At 37.5% G+C, this 14,425-nt stretch carries 15 protein-coding genes, 2 tRNA genes and 1 pseudogene; 15 read left to right on the top strand and 3 right to left on the bottom strand.

Annotated features, from left to right (window positions below; all coding sequences use genetic code 11):
* Positions 1–66 precede the first annotated feature (66 nt).
* Together AC3QLY_RS11360 and AC3QLY_RS11355 are read left to right on the top strand one after the other, a co-directional pair.
* Complete coding sequence (locus AC3QLY_RS11360) at positions 67–483, top strand: NUDIX hydrolase (protein WP_288071760.1); 417 nt, start codon at positions 67–69, stop codon at positions 481–483.
* A 149-nt stretch (positions 484–632) separates the two neighbouring features.
* Complete coding sequence (locus AC3QLY_RS11355) at positions 633–1,100, top strand: HIT family protein (RefSeq protein ID WP_288096406.1); 468 nt, start codon at positions 633–635, stop codon at positions 1,098–1,100.
* 124 nt (positions 1,101–1,224) lie between these two features.
* On the opposite strand, the gene AC3QLY_RS11350 is transcribed toward AC3QLY_RS11355, so the two are convergent.
* Positions 1,225–3,423 (bottom strand): outer membrane protein assembly factor BamB family protein, encoded by a 2,199-nt coding sequence (locus AC3QLY_RS11350; protein WP_492989746.1) that lies wholly within the window; start codon positions 3,421–3,423, stop codon positions 1,225–1,227.
* 311 nt (positions 3,424–3,734) lie between these two features.
* Here AC3QLY_RS11350 and AC3QLY_RS11345 point away from each other — a divergent pair, with 311 nt between their 5' ends.
* From AC3QLY_RS11345 to AC3QLY_RS11335, 3 genes and pseudogenes are all read left to right on the top strand, one after another.
* Positions 3,735–3,920 carry a DUF4372 domain-containing protein gene (locus AC3QLY_RS11345; protein ID WP_353849828.1) on the top strand — a complete coding sequence of 62 codons (186 nt, stop codon included), beginning with the start codon at positions 3,735–3,737 and terminating at the stop codon, positions 3,918–3,920.
* A 249-nt stretch (positions 3,921–4,169) separates the two neighbouring features.
* Positions 4,170–4,547: pseudogene (locus AC3QLY_RS11340) on the top strand (transposase); the annotation flags it as partial.
* Positions 4,548–4,549: 2 nt separating this feature from the next.
* Positions 4,550–4,825: a hypothetical protein gene (locus AC3QLY_RS11335; protein ID WP_074420009.1), complete on the top strand. Its 276-nt coding sequence runs from the start codon at positions 4,550–4,552 to the stop codon at positions 4,823–4,825.
* Between the two features lie 103 nt (positions 4,826–4,928).
* Here the strand turns inward: AC3QLY_RS11335 and AC3QLY_RS11330 are convergent.
* Positions 4,929–5,002 (bottom strand) — tRNA-Pro (locus AC3QLY_RS11330).
* A gap of 89 nt (positions 5,003–5,091) precedes the next feature.
* On the opposite strand from AC3QLY_RS11330, the gene AC3QLY_RS11325 reads away from it, so the two are divergent.
* From AC3QLY_RS11325 to AC3QLY_RS11285, 9 genes are all read left to right on the top strand, one after another.
* Positions 5,092–6,354, top strand: coding sequence for a dihydroorotase (locus tag AC3QLY_RS11325; protein ID WP_492989745.1), 1,263 nt, complete (start codon positions 5,092–5,094; stop codon positions 6,352–6,354).
* Between the two features lie 11 nt (positions 6,355–6,365).
* Positions 6,366–6,875, top strand: coding sequence for a DUF4199 family protein (locus AC3QLY_RS11320; protein WP_074420010.1), 510 nt, complete (start codon positions 6,366–6,368; stop codon positions 6,873–6,875).
* 7 nt (positions 6,876–6,882) lie between these two features.
* Positions 6,883–7,824, top strand: coding sequence for a glycosyltransferase (locus AC3QLY_RS11315; protein WP_218330717.1), 942 nt, complete (start codon positions 6,883–6,885; stop codon positions 7,822–7,824).
* 4 nt (positions 7,825–7,828) lie between these two features.
* On the top strand, positions 7,829–8,971 hold the full coding sequence (locus tag AC3QLY_RS11310; RefSeq protein ID WP_218330718.1) for a glycosyltransferase: 1,143 nt from the start codon (positions 7,829–7,831) through the stop codon (positions 8,969–8,971).
* 11 nt (positions 8,972–8,982) lie between these two features.
* Positions 8,983–10,008, top strand: a complete 1,026-nt coding sequence (locus AC3QLY_RS11305; RefSeq protein WP_288096400.1) for a GHMP family kinase ATP-binding protein — start codon at positions 8,983–8,985, stop codon at positions 10,006–10,008.
* Between the two features lie 11 nt (positions 10,009–10,019).
* Positions 10,020–10,595 carry a D-sedoheptulose 7-phosphate isomerase gene (gmhA, locus tag AC3QLY_RS11300; protein WP_081301286.1) on the top strand — a complete coding sequence of 192 codons (576 nt, stop codon included), beginning with the start codon at positions 10,020–10,022 and terminating at the stop codon, positions 10,593–10,595.
* Between the two features lie 81 nt (positions 10,596–10,676).
* Positions 10,677–11,366, top strand: a complete 690-nt coding sequence (locus AC3QLY_RS11295) for a nucleotidyltransferase family protein (protein WP_074420015.1) — start codon at positions 10,677–10,679, stop codon at positions 11,364–11,366.
* A 26-nt stretch (positions 11,367–11,392) separates the two neighbouring features.
* Positions 11,393–11,950, top strand: coding sequence for a D-glycero-alpha-D-manno-heptose-1,7-bisphosphate 7-phosphatase (locus AC3QLY_RS11290; RefSeq protein ID WP_074420016.1), 558 nt, complete (start codon positions 11,393–11,395; stop codon positions 11,948–11,950).
* 73 nt (positions 11,951–12,023) lie between these two features.
* Complete coding sequence (locus AC3QLY_RS11285) at positions 12,024–13,010, top strand: hypothetical protein (protein WP_074420017.1); 987 nt, start codon at positions 12,024–12,026, stop codon at positions 13,008–13,010.
* Positions 13,011–13,153: 143 nt separating this feature from the next.
* Here the strand turns inward: AC3QLY_RS11285 and AC3QLY_RS11280 are convergent.
* Positions 13,154–13,227: transfer RNA gene (locus tag AC3QLY_RS11280), tRNA-Asp, on the bottom strand.
* A 130-nt stretch (positions 13,228–13,357) separates the two neighbouring features.
* On the opposite strand from AC3QLY_RS11280, the gene AC3QLY_RS11275 reads away from it, so the two are divergent.
* Positions 13,358–14,353, top strand: coding sequence for an acetyl-CoA carboxylase carboxyltransferase subunit alpha (locus AC3QLY_RS11275; RefSeq protein ID WP_074418221.1), 996 nt, complete (start codon positions 13,358–13,360; stop codon positions 14,351–14,353).
* Positions 14,354–14,425: the final 72 nt, after the last annotated feature.

Genomic DNA, 14,425 nt, shown 5'->3' with positions numbered 1-14,425 from the left:
GCCTTACATACATGCAAAAAATACTACCTTTAAAACGAACTTTTGCTATACCATTAAAATAAAATTATGAAACCAACTGTTTATGCTGCCGGTGGAATTGTTTGGAATGAAAACGATGAATTACTCATGTTACTCAGATATGGAAAATGGGATTTACCCAAAGGTCATTTACTAATGAATGAGAGCTACGAACAATGTGCTTTGCGGGAAGTAAAAGAGGAAACCGGATTAAAAACGCTTGAAATTACCGGTAGTGCAGGTATAACACATTATGAATATTTTGACAATACTTTACACCAGAAAGCCATCAAAGAAATTCATTGGTTTGAAATGAAAACAATCACCCATTTAGATGTGATGCCCGAATTAAAAGAGCAAATAGAATGGATACATTGGATTCAAAAGGATGAGATTGAAAAATATTTATACAACTCGTACGATAATGTGCGTAACATATTGGGAAAATATGTTACTAAAATATAAATAATATTTTATTTGCAGGTAATACAATAAGGTATATACGGCACTACTTTTCATCGGTTTATATAAGCATTTTACCAAGGGTTTTAAAACTATTGCACTGTGGTGCATTTGGGCAAGTTTGTTTAATTTTGTAAGAATAAAAAAAATCTATGCAAGTTTGTCCCTTTTGCAACAAACAAAAAAATGATTTCTATTTAGAAACAGAAAATTTTGCAGTAATATACAATATATCTCCAATACTTCCCGGGCATTCATTGGTAATTCCGAAACAACACAAGGAAAGTTTGTTTGAATTAACAGATGATGAATTAGCAAAATTTATGCAATTGGGAAGAACCACTGCAGCCTTATTGTGCAAGGTATTTAACACGAACGCTTTTAATTGGGCTATTCAGGAAAGGGAAGTTGCCGGACAATCGGTTGCACATTTACATATGCATGTAGTACCCAGAAGATTGGGTGATATGGTAAATCCCGGCGACTGGTACCAACGTTTAGAAAAAATTGAATCGGGCGATATTGATACGTATGAACGTTTTAGATTATCGGAAGAAGTATTACACACACTTACCCAGAAAATGAAACAGAAAGCCATTGCATTTGGATTAAGAAAATGAAAAACGTTTCAATTATTTTAAACTAATGTTCAACTATTGACGTAGAAAAGTTGCCACTACAATCTGGCGTACAAGTGTGCGACGCAACAGTTGTTGCCATACCAACAAAAAGCCGGTAACAAAATTATTTTTGTGCATCAGGCAAGGCAAATGCCACATAACTATCGCCGGAAGGTTTTTTTAATTTTCCTCCACCACAGGCAATAACTACATATTGTTTGCCATTAACTGCATAAACGGCAGGTGTTGCAAAGCCGCATGCAGGTAAATCAGCCTCCCACAATAACTTGCCATTCGTTTTATTGAATGCACGAATTTTAGCATCGCTGGTGGCAGCAATAAACAGCAAGCCGCCAGCCGTTACCACAGGGCCACCATAGTTTTCTGTACCGGTATGAATACCTTTTGCTTTCCATTCAGGATAATCGCCTATAGTGTCTTTCCATACCAACTGTCCAGTGTTTAAATTGATGGCTGTTAAAGTACCCCAGGGGGGTGCCACTGCCGGATACCCTTCACGCGATAAGAATTTATTGTAGCCCGTTGAGGTATAGGGCATATTATCCCATTTAGTGGTTGTTTTAGCAGGTGCAATAAATTTTTGATGTTGTTGTGAAGATATTGCAAGCACATAGGTAGCCAATGCATTTTTTTCTTCCGGCGTTAATTGTTGAAAAGAAGGCATCATTCTTCTGCCCGAAGTTAACAATGCCTCAAATTGATTTTTATTGTACTTTTTATTTATTTGAAAAAGCCAAGGATAATTACCACTGCCTTGCATTAACGTACCATGACAAGCCATACAATGTGTACGGTACAAACGAATACCCGCCTGAAGATTGGTTTCACCGGCAGGCGGTACCTTATTTTTTGCATCCACCATGGTTAAAACCCATGGCATTTCGCTGGCATTTACATACAATATACCCGATGTTGGATCTGCTGCAGGCCCACCCCACTCTGCTCCACCATCAAAGCCTGGAAAAATAACCGTACCTTCTTTTGAAGGTGGTATAAACAGCCTGCCTGTTTTATAACTGGATAGCCTTTGTTGCAGTTCATGAAAAGAGGAATCGGGAACTAAATGATTCAAATCTTTTTCAGTAAGCGATTGCCTTGCAAAAGGAACGGGTAAAACAGGATAAGGTTGTGTAGGTGCAGGTTGTTCACCAGTTAATTCGCTGAAAGTGGGTACGGGCCGTTCCACAATAGGAAATACCGGCTTACCATTTATTCTGTTGAATAAAAATATAAAACCGGTTTTAGTGGGTTGTGCTACAGTTTCAATTTTTTTACCGTTTATTGTAAGGGTAAGCAAAGCCGGTGCAGTTGGTAAGTCACGATCCCACAAATCGTGGTGTACGGTTTGATAATGCCAGATTTCTTTACCATTGTTCGCATTTAAAGCAATAAGTGTATTGGCAAAAAGATTATTTCCAAGGCGTAAACCGCCATAAAAATCATACACAGCAGATCCTGTGGGTACATACACAATACCTTTGTTTTCATCCATACTAAAACCCGCCCAGGCATTCGCACCACCTACCTGACGGTAAGCAGAGGTATCATCCCAGGAATGAAAACCAGGTTCGCCGGGTTGCGGAATGGTGTGAAATATCCAGCGCAATTTGCCGTTATGTACATCGTAAGCACGCACATCACCTGGTGCTGCAGGCATTTCTTCAGCAACACGGGTACCAATAATAATGATGTCTTTGTAAATGATACCCGGAGTAGTGGAAGCCACATATAACTGTTGTGCCCTTGTCCCCAAATTTTGATGCAAGTCAATGCTACCCCCATTGCCAAATGACAGGATTGGCTTTCCATTGGATGCATTGATACAATACAATTTAGCACCGGCAGCATAAAATATACGACGATCGTTTGCTCCATTTGCGTAATAGGTAACACCTCTGCATACATTCATCATAAAATAGCCGGAAGTTTTGTCGTTTCCTGCCGTATCTGATAATGGATTAAAGCTCCATTGGTGTTGACCATTGGCTGCATCTAATGCAAATAATTTTAATTGTGGAGAAACACCGTATAAAATGCCATCTACTATAATGGGATTGACCTGTATTTGGGTAGATTCACCGGCATCGCCACAATGATACTCCCAAACGGATTTTAACAAAGCAACATTATTAGTATCGATTTGCGTGAGCGATGAATAATGATTGTTTTCTTTATTGCCGCCGTATACCTGCCAGGAGGCATATTGTTGCGACTGTTTAGAGTGGCAAGCCATCAACATACCCAATATCAATGCTATGCAGCCAATATGGATAGATTGTTTGGAAAATAAAAGTGTTTTCATATGCATATTTTGAGCCAACAATTCTTAAAACAAGAACAATAGCATCGTTGAAAATAAACAATCTTTCTGGCTTTTGAATGAATTGGAACGAGAGAAGTTTATGGATTGCAAATCAATTTAGCGGCCGTTGGTTCCAATTTTTTTATGTGCAGAATGATAGAAGATTTTTTGGCAAAGTAAAATTGACCAAAAACCTTAACAAAGCATACAGTGTCTTGTCCGACAAAATTATAATCAAAATTCATTAGTGTCCGGTAAAAATATTTATTAGTTTGAAAATCTTAGTATAAATATGTTTCATGGGAAATTAAGTGAATCAGGGCAAATATGTTTTTTCTCAAATTGTCACATTTCTTCCTGCTCGAATTTTTGATCGTTGTGTTAATTCTTTCCAAGGAGATAAATGGGTCAAGCATTTTACTTGTTGGAACCAGTTAATGTGCATGATTTTTGGACAATTAAGTAATCGTGATAGCCTGCGTGATTTACTTGTTTGATTAACTGCACATAAAACAAAGCACTATCATTTAGGATTGGGCAGAAGTATTTCCAGATCAAATCTATCCGAAGTAAACGAAAAACGAAATTACCAAATTTTTGAAATGATTGCAGAAGCTCAGAAAATATGTATCTCTTATACTGATTTTAATTTGTTAATTAAGGGTAATGTTTACGTTTTTGATTCTACTATTGATCTTTGTCTAAATGTTTTTTGTTAGGCAACTTTTAGAAGAGCAAAAGGTGCAGTTAAATTGCACACATTACTTGATATAAAAACTGCTATTCCTATCTTCATGCATATCACGCCAGCAAGTGTTCATGATGTAAATGGATTAGATTTTCTCACCTTTGAAACAGGCAGGTATTATATCCTGGACCGTGGTTACATTGGTTTTAATCGCTTATCGGCTATTGATAAGCATGATGCATTTTTTGTAATCCGTGCAAAAGTTAATCTTAAATTTACAAGAGTCTCTTCTGAGAAACATGATAAAGCAAATGGGGTGCTCTGTGATCAACGAATGCTTCTGCAAATGCGGTTAAAACTCAAATCTATATCTCTATATCGCCATCATTACTTATACAATTGTAGCTATCATCAAAGCAACTTGAACATCAATTAGAAATGCTGGAAGAACGTTTGGTAATCAATGAAATTTCAAAAGAGCAATACCAAAAATTCTCAAAAAAATACATTGATGCTATTAGAGAACTTAGCGAAGAATTAGAACAAAAACAAAACATGAGTTCGAACCTTGAAAAAGCTATTGATAAAGGATTGAAAATTGCTAAAAACATAAGCCAGATGTGGATTACAGCAAAATATTTGGAAAAGAAAAAGTTGCAATATCTCATATTCCCTGATGGAATGGTGTACGATAAAAAAAATAACACAGTTTGAACCTCCATAATAAATACCCTATTCTCCGCCATTGCTCAACACCATTGTATTACAGCCAAAAAAAGAGACAACCTTTTGCAAGATTGCCTTTTAGGTAATAAAGTCGGGTGGACTGGATTCGAACCAGCGACCCCTTGCACCCCATGCAAGTGCGCTACCGGGCTGCGCCACCACCCGAACTAATTGGGTTTCTTCCCCGAGGGGCGGCAAATATAAGAACAAAAGAATTTTTCAGGCTATATTGCACAAAATTTTATCAGCAATCCATGAAAATTCTTTTAAAACAGGTTGCCATCGCAGATAATAATAGCTCTTATAATGGTACCATTCAGGATATTTTTATTGAAAATGGAAAAATTATTGCCATTGAACCCACCCTTCATCAGGATGCAGATCAGGTCATTGTATTGCCCAATTGTTCGGTTTCGCAGGGCTGGATAGACCCGTTTGTTCATTTTTGCGACCCAGGCTTAGAACATCGCGAAACCATCCATTCCGGTGCAGCGGCAGCAGCAGCAGGCGGATTTACAAGGGTTGCTACCCTACCCAATACCATTCCCTGCATTCAAAATAAAACACAGGTTGATTATTTAATTCAGGCATCGCATTCAACCAAAATATCTATACACCCCTTGGGAGCGGTTAGCAAAAATCTGGAAGGAAAAGAATTGGCTGAAATGTACGATATGCAACAAGCCGGGGCTTTGGCTTTTTCAGATGGCTTGTTGCCCATACAATCTTCAGGCCTCATGTTAAAAGCGCTGCAATACATTAAAGCTTTTAATGGTATTATTATTCAAATACCTGAAGATGCAGCCATAGCACCACACGGATTGATGCATGAAGGTGTTGTTTCTACCTGCTTAGGACTTCCAGGTAAACCGGCTATAGCAGAAACCCTGATAATTGCCAGAGATATTGATCTGGTGCAATATACCGGCTCTGCCATTCATTTTACGGGTATTAGTACTAAAGCCTCAATAAATTTAATTGCCGCTGCAAAACAAAAAGGATTAAATGTTACCTGTTCCGTAACACCTCATCATTTATTTTTTTGTGATGAAGACTTAAAAGATTATGATACCCATTTAAAAGTAAATCCCCCATTGCGCACAAAAACCGATATGCTGGCTTTACGCGAAGGCTTATTGAATGGAACAATTGATTGTATCAGCACGCATCATTTACCATTGGAAACCGACAGAAAAGTTTGTGAGTTTGAATATGCCAAACCGGGAATCATAGGGTTACAAACAGTCTATACCATTATAAACAGTTTATTCCCTAATACCAATGCAGATTTGCTAGCAGATTGGCTAGGTAATCGTGCACGCAGTATTTTTAATTTACCCGATGCAGCTATCATGCCGGGCAATGTTGCAGAACTTACTTTATTCAATACAAATGATGGAAGTGTATTCACTACACAGCACAATCAAAGTAAATCGGCCAATAGCCCCTTTTTCAATATACCGCTTACAGGAAAAGTTTATGGCATTATTCACAAAAATCAAATTCACTTGAATTAATCAGTTGAAGTATGGAGGTTTCGTGTACATCACATATTAAAAAGGGCATTATCATCGCTGGGCTTATCATGCTGCTCAATGCCATTGGCCAGATAACAGAACTTATTTATCTGCCCTGGTATGGCTTTATTATTTTATCGGTATTTATTGTTGCAGCCTTCATCAGTACCTGGTTATTTAACCATCAAACAAAAGGGGTAAAAGGTTTTTCATTGATTTTAAGCCACGGCTTTAAAACAGTGGCCGTTGCTACTGCATTATTTTTTGTGTATAATTTTATAGCTATGCATTATTTGTTTCCGAATTATGTAAACCACCAAATTAGTTTATTACAAGAGGAAGTAAAAAAACATGGAGAGGCCATTACTAATTTACCGGCCAATATAAATCGTGCTAAACAAATTTGGATGAATACGCAATTGACAGGGGTATTAATTTTATTTTTATTAGCCGGAGGTGCGGGTGCATTATTGGCAGCTGTGGCAGTACCTAAAAAATATCAAACAACCACTACTCAATAAAAATAGAATGGATATATCAATTGTAATACCATTACTGAATGAAGCAGAATCACTACCGGAACTATGCCGGTGGATTGATAAAGTGGCAACGGAAAATGAATACCGTTATGAAATTGTTTTGGTAGATGATGGCAGTACCGATAATAGCTGGGAAGTAATTATGAACTTATCAGTTGCCAATACAAATATCAAGGGCATTAAATTTCAACGGAATTATGGAAAAAGCGCTGCGCTAAATGAGGGATTTAAAGCTGCGCAAGGTGATGTAATTATTACCATGGATGCTGATTTACAAGACTCGCCCGATGAAATTCCCACACTTCGGCAATTAATTGTGCAGGATGGATTTGATTTAGTGAGTGGCTGGAAGAAAAAAAGATACGACAATACACTTACAAAAAATATCCCTTCTAAAATATTTAATGCTGCAGCCCGATGGAGCAGCGGTATTCCTTTACACGATTTTAACTGTGGATTAAAAGCTTATAAAAAAAAGGTAGTAAAAAGTATTGAAGTATACGGCGAAATGCACCGTTATATTCCAGTTATTGCCAAATGGGCGGGCTTTAGAAAAATAACGGAAAAAGTAGTGGCCCACCAACCCCGTAAATATGGTGTTTCAAAATTTGGATGGGAAAGGTTCATCAATGGCTTTCTTGATCTGGCTACTATTAGTTTTGTAAGCCGTTTTGGAAAAAAACCCATGCATTTTTTTGGATTATGGGGTACTTTGTTTTTTATCATTGGCTTCATTAGCAGTATCTATTTAATCATTGCAAAATTTATGGAGGCTGATTTTTCTTTAACCAACCGACCTTCATTTTATATTGCCCTTACTTCAATGATAATTGGCATGCAACTATTTTTAGCCGGTTTTATTGGAGAGCTGATTGCCCGCAATGCATCGGAAAGAAATGTTTATTTAATAGAAGAAAAAATACGCATCTAATCGCATGTCAGCAACAGTAATCATCATAGGGCCCGCATATCCTTTACGAGGTGGACTGGCATCTTTTAATGAAAGGCTGGCACGCCAGTTTAAAGAAGAAGGTTTTAATACCCCCATTTATACCTTTTCTTTACAATATCCTTCTTTTTTGTTTCCCGGAACTACGCAATACTCAGCCGAACCTGCACCACAAGATATCGCTATTAAAGTGTGTATAAACTCCGTGAATCCATTCAATTGGATCCGCGTTGGATTACAGTTAAAAAAAATGCGTCCAAAATTCATTGTAGTGCGCTATTGGTTGCCTTTTATGGGCCCATGTCTGGGTACTATTTTACGTATTGCCCATCAAAACAAATACACAAAAATTATTTGTATTGCCGATAATATAATACCCCATGAAAAAAGGCCGGGCGATACAGCTTTTACCCAATACTTTACCAAAACGATTGATGGTTTTGTAACCATGAGCGATAAGGTGTTGAAAGATTTAAAACAATTTACACAAAAACCTGCGTTAAAAGTAGTGCATCCGCTATACGATACTTTTGGAAGTATTATTCCTAAAAATGAGGCCAGAGTGCATCTTCATTTACCTGAACAAGAAAAAATTATTTTGTTCTTTGGTTTTATCAGAGCCTATAAAGGGCTTGATATATTATTGCAGGCTATGCATGAACCTGCCATCCAACAAGCCAATATTAAATTGCTAATTGCCGGAGAGTTTTATGAAGACAGGCAAAAATATGATGCCATCATTCAAAACCTGGCTTTACAATCGCAATTGTATTTGCGCACAGATTTCATTCCGAATAGTGAAGTAAAATATTATTTAAGTGCTGCAGATTTTGTTATACAACCTTATAAAAATGCTACCCAAAGTGGCGTTACCCCATTGGCCTATCATTTTGAAAAACCTATGCTGGTAACCAATGTGGGTGGCTTACCCGATTTGGTACCCCATTTAAAAGCAGGAATTATTACGGAACCAAACCCGGAAGCCATTGCAGCAGGTATTATTCAACTGTATACATTAGGAGAATCTTATTTTTTACCGCAACTTCGTGAAGAAAAGAAAAAATACAGTTGGGCTCAGTTAAGCAATGCCCTGCTGCAATTAGCAGAGAATGATTGTATGAAACAATAACCTTCCATGGTATGATATACAGAAGTAAAACGCCCTTACGGTTAGGCCTTGCCGGTGGAGGTACCGATGTAAGTCCATATAGCGATGAATTTGGCGGTGCTATTCTAAATGCCACTATTTCGTTGTATGCATATGCTTCTATTGAACCTATTCAGGAAAATGGTATTATAATAGAAGCCATTGACAGAAGGGAAGAGCAACGTTTTGAATGGATGCCGCAATTACCAATTGACGGGCAATTAGATTTAGCCAAGGGTGTTTACAACAGAATTCAAAAAGATTACGGGCTGCCGCTTACCGGTTTTAAATTGTCCACTTTTGTTGATGTACCCTCCGGCAGTGGTCTGGGCACCTCCTCTACCCTTGTAGTGGCTATTATAGGTGCATTTGTAGAAATGCTGAAATTACCCTTAGGCGATTATGATATTGCCCATTATGCTTATGATATTGAGCGAAACGATTTAAAATTAGCAGGTGGTAAACAAGACCAATATGCAGCTACTTTTGGTGGTGTAAATTTTATGGAATTTTATGCATCAGATAAAGTAATTGTAAATCCACTCCGCATTAAACAAGAGTATTTGAATGAATTAGAACATAATTTGGTATTGTATTACACACAAACCAGCAGAGAATCGGCTGATATTATTAAAGAGCAACAAAAAAATGTGCATGCCAAAAATGAAAAAAGTATTGAAGCCATGCATCAATTAAAAGAACAATCTAAAATGATGAAGGAGGCTTTATTAAAAGGCCGTTTACATGAAATTGGAGAAATATTGGATTTTGGTTTTCAGGAAAAAAGAAAAATGGCACACAATATCTCCAACTCTTTTATTGAAGATATTTATCAGTCCGCCCGACTGGCAGGCGCTACCGGTGGAAAAATTAGTGGTGCCGGCGGGGGTGGATTCATGACTTTTTATTGCCCTAATAATACACGTTATAAAGTTATTGATGCATTGAATAATTTTGGCGGAATTGTAAAACCCTATCAGTTTACACAACATGGACTAACCAGCTGGACGGTTCAATAAAAAAATGTATTATGCAAAACAAATTTAAAGAAGTTATCAACGCCTCAATTGAGGTAAAACAAGCCATATTGCAGGATGCCAATATGCTGCAAAATTTAGAGCAGGCCATTGAGTTAATTACCAATGCCTTTAAAAATGGCAATAAAGTTTTGTTTTGTGGTAACGGAGGCAGCGCTGCCGATGCACAACATTTAGCAGCAGAATTTTCAGGCCGTTTTTATAAAAACAGAAAGGCATTACCGTCTGAAGCCCTGCACTGCAATACCTCATACCTTACTGCTGTTGCCAATGATTATAGTTATGATGTAATTTATGCCCGAATTATAGAGGGTACCGGATTACCGGGTGATGTATTGATAGGTTTAAGTACATCGGGCAATTCACCCAATATTTTAAAAGCATTTGAAGCCGCAAAAGCCAACCAAATGATAACTATTGGCTTTACCGGCAGTACCGGCGGTAAAATGAAAGATTGTAGCGATATTTTATTCAATGTGCCTTCAACTGATACACCACGTATTCAGGAAAGCCATATTATGCTGGGTCATATTATTTGTGAAATGGTAGAAGCGAATTTGTTTACATAAAACAACCGCCCATTACATTCACTATTACACCGGTTTTATAAACAAGCAACCGGTTTAACGCAATCATTTTAGAAGCACAACATGAATGAAGCCATTATACTTGCAGGGGGCATAGGTACCCGATTAAAAAGCGCTGTGCCCGATTTACCCAAATGTATGGCTCCGGTAAACGGCAAACCTTTTATTGCATATATCATAGCCCATTTGCAACAACAGGGTATTAACAGGTTTATTTTTTCTTTGGGCTACAAACACCAATATTTTACGGAGTACTTGCAACAACATTTGTCAGCAGAAAGCTATACCATTGTAACAGAGCAGGAACCTTTAGGCACCGGTGGCGCTATTCAGTTGGCCTGTTCGGTTGTACAATCAGAAAATGTATTGGTTACTAATGGAGATACCCTTTATACCATCCAATTTGCAACATTTATGCAGTTCCATCTTAACAAAAAAGCTGCTTGCGGCCTTTGTTTAAAACCAATGGAACACTTTGATAGATACGGGGCCGTTACCATCAATGAAAACAATGAAATTATTGCCTTTCATGAAAAAAAACATACAGAAAAAGGCCTGATAAACGGAGGCGTATACTTATTAAATGTACACCGGTTTTTAGCCAACAAATTGCCTGAAAAATTTTCTTTTGAAAAAGATTATCTTGAACAAAAAACCGGCAAGAACGAATTGTTTGGCTATGTGCAGGATGAATATTTTATTGATATCGGGATTCCGGATGATTATTTAAAAGCACAAGCGGAACTCAGTTAACCATTGGCAACCTTAAATACAGTTTAATGAATCATTTACCGGACATTAGCCAGGAATGGACTTTATTTTTAGACAGAGATGGCGTAATCAATGCCGAAAAAAAAGACGATTATGTATTGTCGTGGAACGAATTTCATTTTTTACCTGGGGTAAAAGAAGCATTGGCATTATTGAACCCATTGTTTAAAAGAATTGTAGTGGTAACCAATCAAAAATGTATTGGAAAAGGCTTGTTAACAGTAGATGGCCTTCATATCATTCATACAAATATGCTGCAGGAAATACAGGAAAAAGGGGGCAGGATAGATAAAATTTATTTTTGTCCTGATTTATCGGATGATTCACCCAACCGAAAACCCGCTCCCGGAATGGCTTTTCAGGCAAAAGAAGATTTTTCTGAAATAGACTTTTCAAAAAGTATGATGATTGGCAACAAATTATCAGATATGGCATTTGGCAAAAATGCCGGAATGTATACCATTTTTGTTGCAACTACTAATCCTGAAACACCATATCCACATCCACTGATTGATGCAAGATTTGATGATTTATACCATGTAGCAAAGGCTTTAATAAAAGCATAAAATTCATCCTCATTTTTGCATCAAAATCAATAAGCAGGAGTGGTGTTGTATCTTAGAGGCATATTTTATCAACATGCGCAGTACTGTTATTGTATTTTTAATGCTTCTACCCTTCTTTTCCTTCACGCAGGAAATACCGGCAACTTCTATACAAGCCATTCAAAAAATAGAAAACCTGCTACAAAAAGATGCGCACAATATTGTATATGCCAACGACTGGTTAGAACGTTTTCAGGCCGATAGTGCATTTATACGAAATTTTGTAAAAGCATTAAAAACACCATACTCATTTTATTATCCTTTCGATTCGGTTCAAAACATTTCCAAACTATATGCGCCGGATAGCAGCTTCAGAATATTTACCTGGCAGGTAATGAAAGATTATTCTTATTACCGGCAAAGAGGGGCCATTCAAATGCGCACTGCAGATGGCAGTTTAAAATTATTCCCTTTATTCGATGCTTCCGAATTTACCAAATCGCCTACCGATTCCATACGCACCAACAATAACTGGATTGGTGCCATATATTATAAAATTATCCTTACTACGTATCAAAATAAAAAATATTATACACTGTTAGGATTAGATGAAAACAATGCACGCAGTGAGAAGAAATGGATAGAAGTATTAACATTTAAACCCGATGGTCTGCCACAGTTTGGTGGCAATTATTTTAAATATCCGGCAGATGGAATTAAACCACCGCAACCTGCTTATCGGTTTTATTTAGAATATAAAAAAGATGCAGGCGTACGCATGAATTACGATGCAAAATACCATGCCATTATTTTTAGCCGGCTGGTAAGTGAATCGCCCGATGAAAAAAATACCTATAACTTAATTCCTTATGGCGATTATGAAGGGTTTAGATGGGTGAATGGTTTTTGGGTGTATGTAAACAATCCATTTCAAAATATCATTTTCGATAAAAATCAATCCGATTTACCTGCACCAATTTTAGATGAAAAAGGCAACAGAAAGGAAAAAGTTTTAGAAGAAATTTCCCGAAAAAATATGGAAAAAGCACAGCAAAAGAAGGATAGTATACAGAACCAATAATTCATCAATCTTAAATCAACATTTTTTTAGTCGAGTATCATGATTTGTTGAGCAAAATCATACCCCCATTATTTTTAGCAAAAATCATTTCATCTCAAAAACAAAAATGCCTCGTAAATAATACATTTACAAGGCATTTATTGCGGACCGGACGGGACTCGAACCCGCGACCTCCGCCGTGACAGGGCGGCATTCTAACCAACTGAACTACCGATCCTTTTCCCATTTTTAGGTATTTACTCCTGTTTTCGGGACGGCAAAGATAAGGGGATTGATATTTTCAAAACAAATCTTTTCTAAAAAAAATTACAAACCCTAATTTTACCGCATCAATCATACTTTTAACTATGCCACAATACCCCAACAGACAATTCCTCGACTTCGAACAACCTATTAAAACCTTGTACGAAGAAATAGAAAAATTAAAACAAACTGCTGAAAAAAGCAAAATAGATATGAGTGACAGCATTCAGAAATTAGAGAATGCTATCATTGAAAAAAGAAGAGAAATTACCGCTTCGCTTACACCATGGCAAAGGGTACAGTTGAGCCGCCACCCCGACAGACCCTACACTCATAAGTACATTGAAAAAATGTTAACCAATTATGTAGAACTCCATGGTGATAGAAACTTTCGCGATGACAAAGCCATGATTGGCGGTTTTGCACAATTAGATGGCGAAACAGTAATGGTAGTTGGGCAACAAAAAGGTATTAATACCAAAATGCGCCAACAGCGTAATTTTGGTATGGCCAATCCGGAAGGTTACCGAAAAGCACTTCGGTTAATGAAGTTGGCAGAAAAATTCAATAAACCTGTGATTACTTTTATTGATACACCCGGTGCCTATCCAGGATTAGAAGCAGAAGAACGTGGACAAGGTGAGGCTATCGCCCGTAACATTTATGAAATGATTCGTTTAAAAGTTCCCGTTATCTGTGTCATCATTGGCGAAGGTGCCAGTGGCGGTGCACTCGGCATAGGTGTGGGCGATAAAATACTCATGATGGAAAATACCTGGTACACCGTTATATCGCCTGAAAGCTGTAGTTCTATTTTATGGCGTAGCTGGGATAAAAAAGAAGTGGCTGCTGAGCAATTGCGCCTTACTTCAGTTGATATGAAAGGATTTGGACTGGTAGATGAAATTGTACCTGAACCAATAGGTGGTGCACATTGGGATTATAATCAGGCAGCTGCTCTTTTAAAAACATCTATTAGCAATGCATTAGCGTTAGTGAAAAATACAGACCCGGAAATACGCATTCAACAAAGAATTGAAAAATTTGGCAAAATGGGCTTTTGGGATGAATTGCCTGTTGAGCCGGCTGAAGCACAATAAGTATCGTCCCTTGCGTCGCACACTTGTACTACAGTACACCATGCAACAAAACAACAATTAACCATCATTATT

The organism is Hydrotalea sp. GW822-HT8A01, assembly GCF_058798575.1.
This window is presented reverse-complemented; position numbering and strand designations above follow the sequence as displayed.

Coding starts and splice junctions, on each gene's coding strand:
- AC3QLY_RS11295 (WP_074420015.1), top strand. CDS start 10,677: ATGAATGAAGCCATTATACTTGCAGGGGGCATAGGTACCCGATTAAAA.
- AC3QLY_RS11305 (WP_288096400.1), top strand. CDS start 8,983: ATGATATACAGAAGTAAAACGCCCTTACGGTTAGGCCTTGCCGGTGGA.
- AC3QLY_RS11275 (WP_074418221.1), top strand. CDS start 13,358: ATGCCACAATACCCCAACAGACAATTCCTCGACTTCGAACAACCTATT.
- AC3QLY_RS11310 (WP_218330718.1), top strand. CDS start 7,829: ATGTCAGCAACAGTAATCATCATAGGGCCCGCATATCCTTTACGAGGT.
- AC3QLY_RS11320 (WP_074420010.1), top strand. CDS start 6,366: ATGGAGGTTTCGTGTACATCACATATTAAAAAGGGCATTATCATCGCT.
- gmhA (WP_081301286.1), top strand. CDS start 10,020: ATGCAAAACAAATTTAAAGAAGTTATCAACGCCTCAATTGAGGTAAAA.
- AC3QLY_RS11360 (WP_288071760.1), top strand. CDS start 67: ATGAAACCAACTGTTTATGCTGCCGGTGGAATTGTTTGGAATGAAAAC.
- AC3QLY_RS11335 (WP_074420009.1), top strand. CDS start 4,550: ATGCTGGAAGAACGTTTGGTAATCAATGAAATTTCAAAAGAGCAATAC.
- AC3QLY_RS11355 (WP_288096406.1), top strand. CDS start 633: ATGCAAGTTTGTCCCTTTTGCAACAAACAAAAAAATGATTTCTATTTA.
- AC3QLY_RS11315 (WP_218330717.1), top strand. CDS start 6,883: ATGGATATATCAATTGTAATACCATTACTGAATGAAGCAGAATCACTA.
- AC3QLY_RS11350 (WP_492989746.1), bottom strand. CDS start 3,423: ATGAAAACACTTTTATTTTCCAAACAATCTATCCATATTGGCTGCATA.
- AC3QLY_RS11290 (WP_074420016.1), top strand. CDS start 11,393: ATGAATCATTTACCGGACATTAGCCAGGAATGGACTTTATTTTTAGAC.
- AC3QLY_RS11325 (WP_492989745.1), top strand. CDS start 5,092: ATGAAAATTCTTTTAAAACAGGTTGCCATCGCAGATAATAATAGCTCT.
- AC3QLY_RS11285 (WP_074420017.1), top strand. CDS start 12,024: ATGCGCAGTACTGTTATTGTATTTTTAATGCTTCTACCCTTCTTTTCC.